A 15555-nucleotide genomic window follows, 5' to 3' on the forward strand; every position below is an offset into this window, starting at 1 on the left:
ACTTGGGGTTACCGTAAATGCTTTCTCCTAATCATCCATATCGATAAATGACTTACTTCTGATCAATTTGCCTTTGTTGTTCTTCGTTTAAAAGGAGCTAGTTTTACATACGATAAAGCACTAAAAAACTGTGCACAAAAACCTGCATGGTAACAAGTTTTTGGCACAGTTCTATTATTTAATCCCTTTCATCAGTACCTGAATCTTTGGAGCCATGAAATATAAAATAACACTTAAAACAATGGATACTCCGCCAATTACACCGAAATAAATAATCTCTGTTTCAGGATTATATAATCGCACAAGCTGCGCATTGATAGCTTGTGCAGATGCACTCGTTAAAAACCATAGACTCATTGTTTGAGCAGAGAACGCTGCTGGTGCTAGTTTTGTAGTAATAGATAAACCTACAGGTGATAAACAAAGTTCCCCGATTACGACTAGAAGGAAACTAATGACTAACCAAATTGGGCTAACAAGGGATTCGGTACCATGGATATATGCAGGAATAATCATCACTAAGAATGATAAACCAGCAAATAATAAACCGATAGCAAATTTATTTGCTGTACTTGGTTGGCGTGAATTCAGCTTTACCCAAAGCCAAGCAAATACTGGTGCTAGTAAAACAATATAAATAGGGTTTAAAGATTGGAACCATGAAGATTGAACCTCCAATCCTGCAAAGTTTAACTGCGTACGTTGATCAGCATAACTAGCTAAGATGATTGCTCCCTGCTCTTGAATCGCCCAAAACATTGTAGCAGCAATAAATAGTGGTATGTAAGCAATTAAGCGAGATTTTTCAACTTCTGTGGTCTTTGGACTACGGTACATAAAGACAAAGTAGCCTGTTGGAATTAGAATACCTAAGATACTTACAAGTAAAGTAAATCGATCAATCGTTAAAATACCTGTTGGAATTGTTAACACACAAACTAGTGCAATTGCGATAGTACCAAAACTAAACTGTATAAGAACCTTTTTTCTTTCCTTGTCTGTTAAAGGATTTGGTACTTGCGTTCCTGCTAATCCTAGATTTTTCTTTTTCGTAAGAACATACATAATTAATCCAAATAGCATACCAATTGCTGCCACACCAAAACCTAAGTGAAAGTTATACTTTTGACCGAGTGTTCCAATCACAAACGGAGATAATAGTGCTCCTAAATTAATACCCATATAGAAAATACTGAAACCTGAATCACGACGAGTATCCGTTTCGCTATATAAATCACCAACAATACTAGATACATTCGGTTTTAATAACCCTGTTCCAAGTACTAAAAATACCATTGAGATAAATAATGTACTAACCGTTCCTGGTAGAGCTAAGATGAGATGACCAATCATTATTAAAACGCCACCCCAAAATATTGTTCTACTTGAACCTAATAGGCGGTCAGCAATCCACCCACCAATAATGCCAGACATGTAAACTAACGAACCATAGATAGCCATAATGGATGCAGCTGTGGCGTGATCCATCCCTAAGCCACCTTTAGAAATGGAATAGTACATATAGTAAAGTAATATTGCTCTCATTCCGTAGTAAGAAAATCGCTCCCAAAATTCTGTAAAGAATAAAGTAAATAGTCCTTTGGGATGTCCAAAGAAACCATTTTGCGGAACGGTGCGAATAATATCGCTTTTGTTAAGCTTCTCCATAAAAATACACTCCTAATATACTGATATAATGATTCTAATTAAGTATATAATAAAAAATAGAAAATTTAAACAAATATTAATTCTTTAAATGATTGGATTTTTTAGAAAAAATAAATTATATATTGTTTTTAATGATGTTTTCATTTAAATTATATAATATAGATATAATAATTAGAATGTTAATACTGTATAAATATAAATACAAATGTAGGAGGATTTATATATTGTCAATGAAAGTCGTTGCGATTGAAGATATTTATCAAGAAATATTGGATGGAAAAAGGAAACGATTCCCTCCGAATACTTGGAAAGAAGATATGGATAATAAGCTCGCCCGCAGGGTAATCACATATTTATTACACATTATCTTAAAATGGGATAAGGAAGACATCAGAAAAAAATGGAACACTCAATTACTTGTAAAATATAAATTGCGAGGATTACTCAAACATAGATACGAAAACAGTCCTTTTAAAGCAATAAATGATTTATACCCAAGTGAGTTTAAAGAGTGGGAGTTTGGTATGACTCCTTTAAATTTTTGGACGAAAGAAAAGGCATTAACGATTTTGAGATGGATGATTGAAGAAAAAAAAGGTTTATCGAACGAAAAGCTCTTACGTGTATACGGCAAAAAATGGTTGGAGAAAAACAAACTTAGTGCCCCTCTGGCTATGTACTGGAATAGTAGTCCGTTTGCAATGATTAACGATTTGTACCCTAGTCGTTTTAAAGAATGGGAATTTCTCATGACGCCCAATAACTTCTGGACAAAAGAAAAAGCATTAGAAGCATTGAAATGGACCATTGAAGAAAAAGAAAAATTAACGCCCGAACAAATACTGGATGTATACAGTATAAAGTGGCTAAAGACTCACAGATTAGCGTCTCCATGCCAATTAATGTGGGGAAATAGTCCATTTAAAATGATAAACGACTTATATCCAGGTCGCTTTAAAGAATGGGAATTTAAAGTTACACCCGTTGGCTTTTGGTCCAAATGTAAAGCACTAGAAGCATTAAGATGGACCATTGAAGAGAAAGAAAAACTGGATGAAAAACAGCTATTAAACGTATTTAATCAACGATGGCTCATAAAACAAAAATTACGAACACCCTTACAACGCTATTGGAAAGGAAGCCCCTACGGGATGCTTATTGCTTTATATCCAAATCGTTTTTCTAAAGGTATGTTAAAAGGGTATTGTAATAATTAAAGTGGAAATGTAAGTATGCAGAGACGCCCTTTGGTGTCTCTTTTTGAAATCCTATGTATGTACATTCTTATGTACCTATCGCTTTATTTATTGAAGAAAGTGAACCTGTTATATTATTTCCCAATCCATCTCGTCAAAGCCATACCAAGAAACCCAGCGCCCATCCCTATCAGCCAACCAGTTTGGACGCTCCCAAACATAGATCCCACTCCCGCGCCAAGAAACGTACAGCCCACGAATACTACCCCCCCGATGCCCCAGTTCGGTCGTTCCATACTTCATCCCCACCCTTTCTTTACAACATATGCTATATGCAAGCTAAACTTTCTAGCTTATGAACTGTTCATTTTTTCGACTATAACTATATGTTTCATATCCATTACTTACAGGTCCAAATGTCCTTTTTACATCAATTCGTCACTTAACTTCATTGGTTACTTTTTTCATCTCATAGGAGGTTATTTCTCAACACATAACACATGGAATAAAATTACCATTAATGGTAATATAAAGGTACCTTCAGTTGTTAACTGTTGTTCCCTTTTTGAAAGTCCTGTCAAAATACAGGACTTTTTAAATTTACTTCCTACTAAATTGGCTTTTTCGTTAATATCCTTTCACCTTTACATTGGACAATTAAACAATATTGGTGGAGATTCATCAGATTTTAAGTTCCTCTTTCCTTATTGAACTACATGCTTAAATATGCGGTTTTCAACTTACATTCGAATAACAAAATCTTCACTTTTTTGATACATTTATGAAACATTCACATGTTATCTTCAATATGTTCTATTCTTTTTGAAAAACCATGTGAGAATACCAAAACAAGAAGCCCTAGAGCTCTAACTCTAAGGCTTCTTGTTTTCAAATAAGGATTTTTTATTAAATCTGCACCAAGATTAAGAAGCATACATACCATATCTTGTGCACCTTTTTTATATAAATCTTGGTCATTGGGCGCCTTTAAAAGCGCTCTTTATATTTGTTTATAAACAAATAATTTACTTAAAAATACTCACAGTTTGTATAAACCAAACATATATTTACATAGACAAGACATAGCTTTTTATTAAACATGCACAATTTTTGTGCATGTTTTTTTATTTAACAAAAATTACATATTTTTTCAGTTCAGATTATGTTAAGATTTACTTCGTAGTCTAATTATGGTTTCGTATCTAATTCAGCAATATGTGAACTGTTTACCTAAAGAAAAATATTTTTCTTTTCAGTAAGATCCAATTATCCCTCTAATCTAAACCTCATATTTAGAAGGAATTTAATCAAGGTATTCAAGAGTTTTCACTTATTTCAATATGCCTATAGTTTAATTTCAAATCACATTTCCAGCACTATATTTGCTTTCTTACAGATTTTCTATCTTGTTCTTAATTCTGTCAAAATCCTCATGTAGCTATACAAAGAATATATGCTATTATAATTCTAAGAAACTATGCGTTCCCTTAACCCTGTATTTTTACAGGGTCTTTGTTTATTTTATTTTATTTACTTTTATTGGATTATAAGAGTTAATACACAACCATTTTCAATTAAAACCGTTTAAATGTTAGTTAGAATTTGAAAAAATATATCTATTAACTTTTTTAACAAATGTAATCTAATATTAAATTTCTAAATCTATACTGTACTATACACCAGTTAACACTATATAAATAGTATTAACTATCTTAATTGAATATTAGTAATAGTAAGTATAAACATTATCGATTTACTATATCTTACATTTATGTAAAAATAGATGTATGTTAAGCTTATTCAAAATCTTTCCCCTAATAAAGATTTGAAGTAGCATTTCATGATTCTCCTTACTGTTAATATGCCTTGAAAAAGAACCCTATAGGGTTCTTTTTCTTTTCATTATAACCTCAGTAAGTCCTTTTTTAACATGCAAAAAGGACTGCTAATTACCTGCAGCCCTTTACACTTTAATATACACTTGTATTAAATACTTAACACTTTATTGTATTAGGCATTCATACATACTAAACATGCCATTATCATTTAGACATATAACACTTCAAAGTTTAGAGATATACAATAACAAATCTTTCCCAGCTTCCAGCTGCATAACTAGTAGCTGTTAATTCTCTACCACCTTTTGCTGATATATATCTACCATTGCTTAGTGCTTGTAATACATACATCCTATTGTCTCCACTATTATATAAGATAAACCTTTCCTATGCCCCAATTGATATACGATCTGCTACTATTCTACTATTTGACTCAAACGAAACATACTTTTACGTATGTTTAACCTACAGCCCTAAAATTTCTACAATCTGACGAGCTTTAGTATTATCAATATAATAATGCATCTCTAATCCTTTTCTTTCTGCACGGATTACAATTCCTCTTAACTTTGCTAAATGTTGTGGAACAGTGGATTGTGGAAGTTTTAATATTTCTGTTAACTGTGTAACATTGTGCATTTTATGATGCATTAACTCACTTATAATTTTTAAGCGAACCGGATGTGCCATTACCCTTATTACATCTACATCTTCTTCGCGTATTTTAGCTAGGTCATTATTAGATATTACTGTTAACATTTCGCATTCTCCTTTATTATTAATTTCTATTTTCCTATTATCCTTATAAATAATACTTATAGATAATTACAATTTATCCTGTTGAGAAAATATATTATACTTAATACAAAAAAGACACCTATTCCGAAAACAGTTTTTACCGTTCCAATGAATTGGTGTCTTAAAATTTTTTATCCACACTAAATTTATTCATATTATAATCTATACATAATTTTGAATGATGCTTAATATACGTTGCAAAGCAAAAAGAATAATTCCATTCCTTTTTAAACATAACTTTAAATTCAATATTTGCTTTCCTTATTATAAAATTTACAAAGATTCTCTCCTCATCCCGCCTGCTTCTATAGCTAATTGATTAAGTGTAGCGGGAGACATATATCGATATAACTCTTCAGCGAATAAAGATAATTCTTGTTTTTGATTCATATTCATAAAAAGCACGTCACCCTTTCTCATTAACATAAGAAAATAGTAACGTGCTTTTAACTTCAAAAATAATCTAAAACCTTAAGTTGATAGCCAGGGGGAAGATAAAGTAACTTTTATCTAAGAACTGCATATAGTTAAAATAGTGCAACCACATTGACAAGAAAACTCTTCCCAAAATACAGTTAAGTTCATCCGTTAGTTATTTACCAGATTTCCACTTCGAAACATCTACTAATAATGAACTACTTGCTAATTAGGTATGCTTGAAGCAGAAAACTATTTCTGAAAAGCCAAACATTTCTTCTTAAGGAGCTGGTTTTATATTAGAAATACTTCTATTTTTAACTTGTGTTTCTTTTCTATTGATAATAGGCGGATTCGTCCTTTTATTAAAACAATACAAAGAAATCAAAAATATAATGACGGTATTAAATGCTAAGCAAGAAGAAGGAAAAAGCTCAACGGGTAACTCTATTCCTATAAAACTTGATCTTGGTGCCCTAAATAATTTAATTGCTTCAGGGATAGCAAAAAATTCAAATTCATCCAATACCAATCAAGAATCCGAAAAAAATAAGTAACTGTTCAATTACTCAAAAGGTGTAGCACACAAATGCAAAAATAAACAATCCCTTTCTCCCTATTTTATTTGTAATCTCCATCCAGAGTTACCTCATTTTAAAAAGGAGAATCGTCATTCACAAAAAGTCTATTTCGATTATTATTCCTATCCATAATGAAGTGAAAACACTAGCAAGCATTTTACAATCGTGCCTACAGCTTGAACCTTTAGAGATTATCATTGTGATAAACGGATATATTGATAGTTCTTTTGAAATTGCAAAGTCTTACGGTTGTAGTTAATGGAGCAACAGATCATACAGAAGAAATCGCGAAAAAGTGCGGAGTGACTGTTATCACCTACCAAGAGGCGCTTGGGAATGATACCGGACGTGCTATTGGTGCATATTTTGCAAAAGGTGATATTTTATTGTTTATTGACGGTGATTTTTTGATTTCTAGAACCGATTTATTACCGTTCGTTAATTCCGTTCAAAATAGTGTAGATCTAGCTTTAAACAAATTAGAACATTATTATATGTATCGTTTTCCCTATTCTATTGTGACAGCTTGCAAATATGCTGTTAATTTAGCATGTAATCGTAAAGATTTAGGCATGGGTTCAACAATTGCAGTCCCTCATGCTTTTAGTCGGAACTGTATTAACAAAATTGGTTTTGACGCACTAACCTCGCCAGTATTAAGCCAGGTTAGAACAATTATAGAAGGTTTTAAAGTTAAAAATGTTCATTTAGTTGGGATAGATACAATGAATCGTGTTCGTCCAGAAAAACATTTTTCTAAAAACGGAGAGCTTCCGTTATCGACACAACAAATTATTGGCGATCATATAGAAGGAATTTCTTATCTCATCAATCAAAAAGGAAAAAGGGGATTTTTTTAATTTTATAATTCCCCCAAATTTATAGGGTTAATACAAATAAAAATAGGAAAAAAAGACGGATTAACACCGTCTTTTTTTTCCTATTTTTATACATCTTACTATTCATTAGTAGTAAATAAAGGAGAAATTTTTTTTATTTACTACATTTCTAAGAATTTGCTAATTTAAAAAGTTTGAAAAGAAAGACTTGTTAATAGAGATGAAACACTTAAGTCATCATTTAATGTGATTGAGAAACATGCCACTAATGGTAATGTAATAACAATTGCTCCACTAGGTTCTATTACAATAGTAGGACTTGTCCCACATGTTCCACCACAATTTACGTCTACCGTCACTCCGCCTCCAGGAGTAATGGTAATCACAAGACATACATCAAAACAAACATTATTTGTAGTACACGCCATAACTGTCCCTCCTTTCTGTTAACATCTACTTATAGAATATGCACTTAACAAATTAAGGTAACGGTATATTTCATTAGTTAAATAAAATAAGAAATACGCTTAATAGTAACTATCTAACTATCTAACTATCTTTTTGTAAGACTAAACAGTTCAGATGAAAAACTCAAATCATCATTTAATGTAATATCAATACATGCAATAAACGGTATTACTTTAAAATTAGACGAACACTCATCATTGCATCTTACAACTATTTCTGCGCCGCCATTTGGATTAATCTTAGTTTCTAAACAAATATTAAAGCAGTTCCTACTTGTACAAGCCATTAATTTTCCTCCATTCTATTTATATTTTCATTACTAAATTATGTGGAATAACAAAGAAAGGCACGGCTATATATACATATCTACTAACTAGTAAAATCAAAACTATTAACTAGTGGCAATAAACATACCTAGGCGAAATAATCTCTAGTAATATATTTGCACTAAAATCTTTTAGGAACTTACAGTAAAAAAGAGTCTCTAGTAATTCAGGACTCTTTTTTGTTTACTTTATAACTCACTAAACAATAACTTATTTATTTTTGGTACCACGAAACCAAGCTATAGTTTCGTTTAAACCTTTTTCCCATGACGTACTTGGCTGAAACTGTAAAATTTCTTTTAGTTTGGTTACGTCAGGCCGACGATTTGGAATTTCTTCAAATCCATGCGGATATACTTCTTCAAAGGGAACATGAACAATTTTTGAGGATGAATGGGTTAGTTGATGAATGTTTTCTGCTACTTCTTGTACACTTTTTTCATTTTCAGAACCAATATTCAGTATTTCTCCATTTGCTTTTGTATCCATTGCGCTAATTGTTGCCTCTACCGCATCACTTACATACGTAAAGCAACGGGTTTGCGTTCCATCTCCATATACAAGAATGTCTTCACCTTGTAAGGCTGCATGAATAAAACGTGGAATTACCCCAGCATACGGACCATCTTTTGCTCTTGGTCCATATATATTAAAATAACGAACAATTGTTACTGGTAATCCCTTCAATGCATATCCCAGACAAAGGGTTTCTTCTAATGTTTTACATAATGCATAGCTCCAACGAATTTTTGAAGTTGGTCCATAGAGACGATCCCCTTCTTCTTTGAAAGGTGGTTTCGCTTTTCCATATACTTCAGAAGTAGATGCAAAAATAACTTTCTTCTTTCCAGCCAGTGCCGCTTGTAAAATATTTCTCGTTCCATCAAAGTTTGTTTCAATCAGTTCGATACTCTTTTCCATCGTGGTCTTTACACCTAAGATTGCCGCTAAATGAAACACAACATCATGTTGTTGAACCAATTCATATATTGTACCTTTTTCTAAGACACTTACTGGAATGATAGGGATAGAATCCACTAAATTGGTATGATAACTACTTTTTCCTTTATAAAAGTTATCGACAATTGTTACTTGATAACCCCTTCTAACCAGTTCTTCTGCCAAATGTGATCCAATAAATCCAGCCCCACCTGTAATTAAACAACGCTTGCTCATGCACTCACCTTCTTTATGACACCACGTGTGTCTACAATATGATTTGCTTGCTTAATAAGCTGCCAGTCAATGTTTGAATGGTCTGTTAAAATAAGTGTACATCCCACCTGTTTCAATATGGATTCTTCTAAAACAATTGATTCATAGACTGTATCTCCAATTTTTGCAGAAGAAATAAACGGATCATAATATTGCACTACATATCCAGCATCTACCAATAACTGTATAATAGGAATAGCTGGTGATTCACGCATGTCATTTACATCCTTCTTATAGGCAATACCAATAACCAAAATACTTGCAGGAGACTGTACAACTTCCTTCACTTGATTTACTACTTCTTGTGGCATTCTTGCATTAATTTGATGAGCTACTTCTATTAATTCACTAGTCAGACCATATTCATTTACTTTCCACTGAAAATATAAAGGGTCTACTGGAATACAATGTCCACCGATTCCTGGTCCTGGCCAATATGGCATAAAACCAAAAGGCTTAGTGGCTGCTGCTTCTATTGCTTCACGAAAATCTATGTTTAATCTTTTACACAAAGTATTTAATTCATTGACAAGAGAAATATTAACTAAACGCTGAATATTTTCAAAGAGCTTACACATTTCCGCTACTTTTGGTGAACTAACTGGTACAACTTTATCAAATACAGATGCATAAAATGCTAAAGCTTTTTGTTTACATTTCTCTGTTTGACCGCTTACTACTTTTGGAATAGACTGCACCGTATATTGATTATTTGAGGGATCAATGCGCTCTGGAGAATACCCAATATAGTAATCTACCCCCGCTTTCTTTCCAAATCTCGATATAATAGGAATCACTATTTCTTCTAATGTTCCTGGATAAGTGGAGCTTTCAAAAATGAAGGTTTGTCCTGTTTGGAGATTCTGCTGAATATAGTTTGATGCAGAAATAAGTGCACTTAAATCGGGTTCTTTTTTTTGATTGATGGGGGTTGGGACGGTGACAATAACATAATTGCTTTTCTTAAACTCTTTAACACCATTCGTAGGTGTATACACAATTAATTTGTTATCTTGTAATAGTTTTCGTAAAACTTCTGAAGAAACATCTGGAATATAACTCTCACCTTTAGAAATCATTTTTATTTTTTCCTCATCTTGATCTAGTCCAATTACTTTATAGCCCTGTTTAGCAAAATGAACTGCTAAAGGAAGACCTACATAACCTAAACCAATAACTGTTACGATACAATTTCTCATTTTATTCTATCCTTCCTTTCTGAGCTGTTATATTATTATCTTTTTTCTTTCTCTATGATAAGACCATCATTTTTACGCTTTAGTAAGTTTATATAATACATAATTTTATTTTTCTCTAATGGAATATGTCCTAAATGTTTATCAAAATATAGATCTACTTTAACTTGGTTTATGATGCAATTTTCATTTATCTGTTGCAGCCCTGTGATAAAGGGCTCTAAATGATTTTGCATATCAAACTCGGCGGCTATATTTTGCAAATAATAAATATGAGGTACATATTTTATTTTGTTATAAAATGCAATAACATTAATTCTCTCTACAAACAATTTTTCTATCTCTTCAATAGATAGATTGGGGTATGAGAGATTAAAAGCTTGATTAATAGACTCTGTATACCAATTTGTTAAAATCGTTTGAGGATTATTAACTAAAGCTAAGGATCCTTTTATATATCCAGCTAATATTAGAGACATAAAGCCCCCACCTGAACTCCCATAAAATAATACATTTTCTTTTGTTACATGTATCTTATTTATTATTTTTTCTAAAATTATAGCTATCTCATTTAAATAATATCTATCTACCGTTCCTTGCCCCCAGCCTAAATTGATTTCGCCTAAATAAAGAGTGGGGTCATTATAGAAAATTAAAGTATCTTCAAAGTCCTTCATCCAGGTATATCTTTGGAAAATGGGAGGCTGTTGATTTTCACTTGCGCCTGAACCTAAGATAATGACATTTGGTGATTCTGGCTTGATACGAATAATAAATTCATAGTTTACTGCATTCCATTCAATATTTAGTAGAAAAGGTTCTGTCATAATAAAATGAATTTCTTTAAGCTGCTCATACAGAATATTTACCTTTTTCAACTGATTAATCGACTTAATCACCTCCTTACCGTTTCGTTATTTTTATAAAAAGACGAAGTGAGGTATAATTCTTTCCTACTCATTTATTCCTCATCTGTTTTCACTTTGATGTTAGGAAAAACACCTTTAAATTCACTCTGTTTTAATAAATATGAAAGACCTTCTAAGTGATCACCTGTAATTCGTAATACGGCCGGCGGGTGTCCTATTGATGCGAAATGTTCACTTGGCCGAATACGGTTTGGTTTCATCACATCTACATAATGAACACATTCTACTTTATAACCTTGTAATATTGCCTTTACTTGTGCAAGGCATGATGTGAAAAGTGTATCCCAGCCAATTCCATCTAAACACTTTCTACTAATAGCATGAGGAACGGCAACGAGAGATCCAACACCTAAGTCTCTACGATTACAAGCTATGTTTAACATATATTTATATACATTTACAATGTACAGAGGGAATCTGAGGTTTAAATTCAAATCATTTAAGGCAATGTCGGTTCCATCAGCAACAGCTTGCGTTAGCGGATGAAGGTCTTTCGCCGGAATTGAAAAATCAGCATCAATAAACAGAAGAATATCACCAGTGGCCTCTAAAGCACCAATTGCACGTCCAACATCGTGTCCTAACGCTTCTTCATAGACAATAACCGTAGCTCCTAATTTTTTAGCCATCATTTCTGTACAATCAGTTGAACCGTTAATAACTACAATGATTTCCCTAGGCTCAATTTTTCTAGCTTCACGAATGACTTGTTCAATCGTTGATTCTTCGTTTTGTGCTGGGATAATGACTGATAACTGTTTTCCATTATAGATAGAAGAATGCATCCCCCATCCTTTTTGAAAAAGAGAAAATTTTTTTTCTTTTTTCAACCGCTCTATAATTTCTCTTTTTCTTCCTCCATCTGTATATCCACCCCTCCTCCCTTTTTTCTGCAGCCATTCTGACATTACTTGTAAGTGGTTTTCAATGTCATATATTTCTCTTTTTGTTAGTTTATTTTTATAGAAAGTTTGTTTGTTTGAGGGGACATGATTTAAAGATTTCATGATTATGGAGGAAGAACTACTAATACGCCAATCTTTTTCTACGAGTCTTATTTGAGCAAGAATAGGATTCATAAGGGTCTCATACCCTATATCTTCTATTGCTTCCTTTGTAATTGCATTTGGCATAGATAACAGAGAATCAATCTTTAAGTCCGTACGTTCTATCACATCATTTAACACTTGTCTATATAATCCAGATACATCTGGCCAGTTCATTTTCATACTTTCAAAAAGTGAGGAATCCATATTGTTTACAATTACGTCCGTTTCATTATTCAGTATAGGTTTTAGAAATTGTTCCAGCTGTATTGAAAAAATAACAGCATTTCCTTGCAGAAATAACAAAACATCCCCCTTGGCAGCTTTCGCTCCAGTAACACGTGCTTTATTGTTGTCTTTTTCTTCTAAAACAATTACATTACGTCCAGCCACTTTTGTAAAACTTTTGTCTATCTCTTCCTTATCATTTGTCACGATAATTATCTCAAGCGGCTGCAAATAACTAACTTTTTCTAATACACGATTTAATGTTTCTCCCCCTTCTTCAAGTGGAATAATAACTGATAATTTCATCTCTTCCTGCACTCCTCTCGTGTTTTTATTAGGTTTTACTTGATTGATATAATAAATGGTTTCATTTTTTCCAACGGCTGCATGTCCTGCTTTTTTGTCATAATATAAATCTATTTTAATTTGATTCACATCATAATCCGCATCTATCTTTTCTAATCCAGAAATGAATGGTAATAAATGATTTTGCACATCAAATTCACATGCAACATTTTGTAAAAAGTAAATGTTCGGTATATATTTTATGCTATTATAAAACTCTAAAACGTTAATTCGATCACCAAACTTTTTTTCAATATCTTCTCTTAATAAGCCTGGATAGGACAGATTAAATACTTGGTTTACTGGTACAGGGATCCACTTTGTTAGAATTGTTTGTGGGTTATTAACCAGAGCTGTGGAACCTTTCACAAAACCTGCCAATATTAAAGACATAAACCCTCCCCCAGAACTGCCATAAAATAATACATTTTTATGGTCAACATGTAACTTCGCGAGGATTTTCATTAAAATCATTGAAATGTCTTTTAAATAAAATCTGTCCTGCGTCCCTTGTCCCCAACCTAGAGATATTTCTCCAAGATACAAGGTAGGATCATTATAATAAATAACGGTATCTTCAAATTCTCCCATCCAAGAATGTCTATGAAAGATAGGGGGACCAATTGGCTGTTCTTGAAATCCGCCTGCCCCAGAACCAAAAATAAGAACATTAGAAGCATTTGTCTTGATTCAAATTAAAAACTCATAGTGTACTTCATCCCACTCAACATCAAGTATAAAAGGATCTAACATATTAAATTGTATTTGATCCAATTGTTTATAGAAGATTTTTATTTTCTTATACTGATCGAGCAATTTAATCAACCTTTCCAAATGATATTTAATATACAAATTTCTTTTGCTACACAATATTTTTTGTTTTCATTTATTAAATATATTGGAGATGTATCTTCACGAATCATTTGCCATTCAACTTACATCCTTACTCTCCTCTGGATTGAAATAAATATGAAAAACCTTCTAGGTGATCACCTAAAATAAGTGATGTAGTTGGCGAATATCCTTTTGCTACAACATTTTGGTTTGGACGAATTCGATTCGTTTTTATTACATCTGCATAATGAACACAACTTATTTTATGACCATTTAACGCAGCTTTCACTTGTACAACACTTGGGCATATTAACGCATCCCAGCCAACATCATTGAGAAATTCTCTACTTATTGCATGCGGAATCGCTGTAAATGAACCTATACCTAAATCTTTTCTATCACATGCTAGATTTAAAGCATATTTGAATAAAGTAACAATATGAAGGGGGACATAGCGGGATAAATAAGGGGTTAAATCATTCAAAGCAACGTCGAATCCATCTGCAATTGCTTGAGAGAATGGATGTAAGTCTTTTGCAGGAAGCATAATATCTCCATCCAAAAATAAAAGAATATCACCTTTTGCACTCATTGCACCGATTGCTCTCCCCACATCATGCCCCAACGCGTCTTTATACACAATAACTGTAGCACCCAGTTTCTTAGCAATATTTGCAGTATTATCGGTGGAACCATTTACAATTACAATAATCTCTAAAGGCTCAATTTTTCTGACTTCACGAATAACTTGTTCAATTGTTGCTTCTTCATTTTGTGCTGGTATAATGACAGACAACTGTTTTCCATTGTATATTAGCGATTTCATCCCCCACCCTTTTTGAGAAAAGGGAATGTGTTTATTTTCTTTGAGTATTTTTATATACTCTCGATTTCTTATACCATCTGTATACATACCTCTTGTCCCGTTTTTATTTAACCATTCTGCCAACGCATCCAAATGCTTGTTCATAATTTGGCTTTCATAAACTGACAATGATTTTTTATTGAGATCTTGATCTTTTAGACAAAATTCTTTAGATAATGTTGTATCTATAGAATAATGAAAGCTAAAACGCTGATTTTTTTCAATGAGCCTCATATGAGCTAGAACAGGATTTACTAGACTTTCTAAATTGATTTTTTTCAAAGCATCTTTGGTAATCGCATGAGGTAAAGAAAGAATTGAATTGATATGAAACTCTTTTTTTCCTAATATCTCGTTTACCATTTGTCTCCAAACCGTATTTGAGTCTGGCCATTGCTTTTGTTGCCTTTCAAGGAAAAAAGATTGTAAATTATTCAGGACCACATCGGATGTATCTTCTAAAGTAGGTTGAACGAATTTTTTTAGTTCTAAAGGCGGAATAACTGTATTTGCATCTAAGAACAATAAGACGTCTCCTTTTGCTTCTTTTGCTCCTACGACACGTGCTGCATAATAATCTTCTTGATTGTATAAAATATATTTGCACCCAAATTCATTTGCAACATTTTGATTTTTCTCCAGATTCTCGTTGATTACAACAAGAATCTCATAAGGAAATAGATTAGCAATGGATCGAATAACATCCGCTAACAAATTCATTTCCTGTTCAACTAATATAATGGCAGAAAGTAATTTCTTCATATTT

At 32.6% G+C, this 15555-nt stretch carries 11 protein-coding genes and 4 pseudogenes; 3 read left to right on the forward strand and 12 right to left on the reverse strand.

The genetic code is table 11. The annotated features are described in order from the left end of the window. Window positions 1-174: 174 nt before the first annotated feature. Window positions 175-1668, reverse strand: coding sequence for a peptide MFS transporter (locus B9A45_RS29880; protein WP_084065752.1), 1494 nt, complete (start codon window positions 1666-1668; stop codon window positions 175-177). Window positions 1669-1892: 224 nt separating this feature from the next. Here B9A45_RS29880 and B9A45_RS29885 point away from each other — a divergent pair, with 224 nt between their 5' ends. Continuing rightward, window positions 1893-2885 (forward strand): DUF4046 domain-containing protein, encoded by a 993-nt coding sequence (locus tag B9A45_RS29885; RefSeq protein WP_080480421.1) that lies wholly within the window; start codon window positions 1893-1895, stop codon window positions 2883-2885. A 113-nt stretch (window positions 2886-2998) separates the two neighbouring features. Here the strand turns inward: B9A45_RS29885 and B9A45_RS33045 are convergent, their stop codons facing one another. The 4 genes and pseudogenes from B9A45_RS33045 to B9A45_RS29905 all read right to left on the reverse strand — a co-directional run. After that, entirely contained in the window at window positions 2999-3121 is a 123-nt protein-coding gene (locus B9A45_RS33045) for a hypothetical protein (protein WP_256891749.1), read from the reverse strand. Window positions 3122-4933: 1812 nt separating this feature from the next. Next, window positions 4934-5152, reverse strand: a pseudogene (locus B9A45_RS29895) (peroxidase); the annotation flags it as partial. Between the two features lie 15 nt (window positions 5153-5167). Next, the gene (locus B9A45_RS29900) at window positions 5168-5461 is read right to left on the reverse strand and encodes an ArsR/SmtB family transcription factor (protein ID WP_084065753.1); all 294 of its coding nucleotides are present in this window, start codon (window positions 5459-5461) and stop codon (window positions 5168-5170) included. Between the two features lie 321 nt (window positions 5462-5782). Then, window positions 5783-5956: pseudogene (locus tag B9A45_RS29905) on the reverse strand (IS4 family transposase); the annotation flags it as partial. A 257-nt stretch (window positions 5957-6213) separates the two neighbouring features. Here B9A45_RS29905 and B9A45_RS29910 point away from each other — a divergent pair. Together B9A45_RS29910 and B9A45_RS29915 are read left to right on the forward strand one after the other, a co-directional pair. Continuing rightward, complete coding sequence (locus tag B9A45_RS29910) at window positions 6214-6474, forward strand: hypothetical protein (RefSeq protein WP_084065755.1); 261 nt, start codon at window positions 6214-6216, stop codon at window positions 6472-6474. 124 nt (window positions 6475-6598) lie between these two features. Next, window positions 6599-7358: pseudogene (locus B9A45_RS29915) on the forward strand (glycosyltransferase family A protein); the annotation flags it as partial. 164 nt (window positions 7359-7522) lie between these two features. On the opposite strand, the gene B9A45_RS29920 reads toward B9A45_RS29915, so the two are convergent. The 7 genes and pseudogenes from B9A45_RS29920 to B9A45_RS29950 all read right to left on the reverse strand — a co-directional run bounded on the left by B9A45_RS29920 (window position 7523) and on the right by B9A45_RS29950 (window position 15551). Further along, window positions 7523-7765, reverse strand: a complete 243-nt coding sequence (locus B9A45_RS29920) for a hypothetical protein (protein WP_084065756.1) — start codon at window positions 7763-7765, stop codon at window positions 7523-7525. Window positions 7766-7890: 125 nt separating this feature from the next. Next, window positions 7891-8091 carry a hypothetical protein gene (locus B9A45_RS29925; RefSeq protein WP_000752444.1) on the reverse strand — a complete coding sequence of 67 codons (201 nt, stop codon included), beginning with the start codon at window positions 8089-8091 and terminating at the stop codon, window positions 7891-7893. Between the two features lie 250 nt (window positions 8092-8341). After that, window positions 8342-9307: an NAD-dependent epimerase/dehydratase family protein gene (locus tag B9A45_RS29930; RefSeq protein WP_084065757.1), complete on the reverse strand. Its 966-nt coding sequence runs from the start codon at window positions 9305-9307 to the stop codon at window positions 8342-8344. Next, window positions 9304-10545, reverse strand: coding sequence for a nucleotide sugar dehydrogenase (locus B9A45_RS29935; RefSeq protein ID WP_084065758.1), 1242 nt, complete (start codon window positions 10543-10545; stop codon window positions 9304-9306). Before B9A45_RS29935 ends, B9A45_RS29930 begins: the two co-directional genes overlap by 4 nt. Window positions 10546-10580: 35 nt before the next feature. Further along, a complete protein-coding gene (locus B9A45_RS29940) occupies window positions 10581-11441 on the reverse strand; it encodes a glycosyl transferase family 2 (protein ID WP_084065759.1) in 861 nt (286 codons plus the stop codon). A 62-nt stretch (window positions 11442-11503) separates the two neighbouring features. Beyond that, window positions 11504-13855: pseudogene (locus tag B9A45_RS29945) on the reverse strand (glycosyltransferase). Window positions 13856-14033: 178 nt separating this feature from the next. Continuing rightward, window positions 14034-15551, reverse strand: a complete 1518-nt coding sequence (locus B9A45_RS29950) for a glycosyltransferase family 2 protein (RefSeq protein WP_084065760.1) — start codon at window positions 15549-15551, stop codon at window positions 14034-14036. Between the last annotated feature and the right edge of the window lie 4 nt (window positions 15552-15555).

This window comes from Bacillus sp. JKS001846, from assembly GCF_900176455.1.
Lineage (GTDB): Bacteria > Bacillota > Bacilli > Bacillales > Bacillaceae_G > Bacillus_A > Bacillus_A cereus.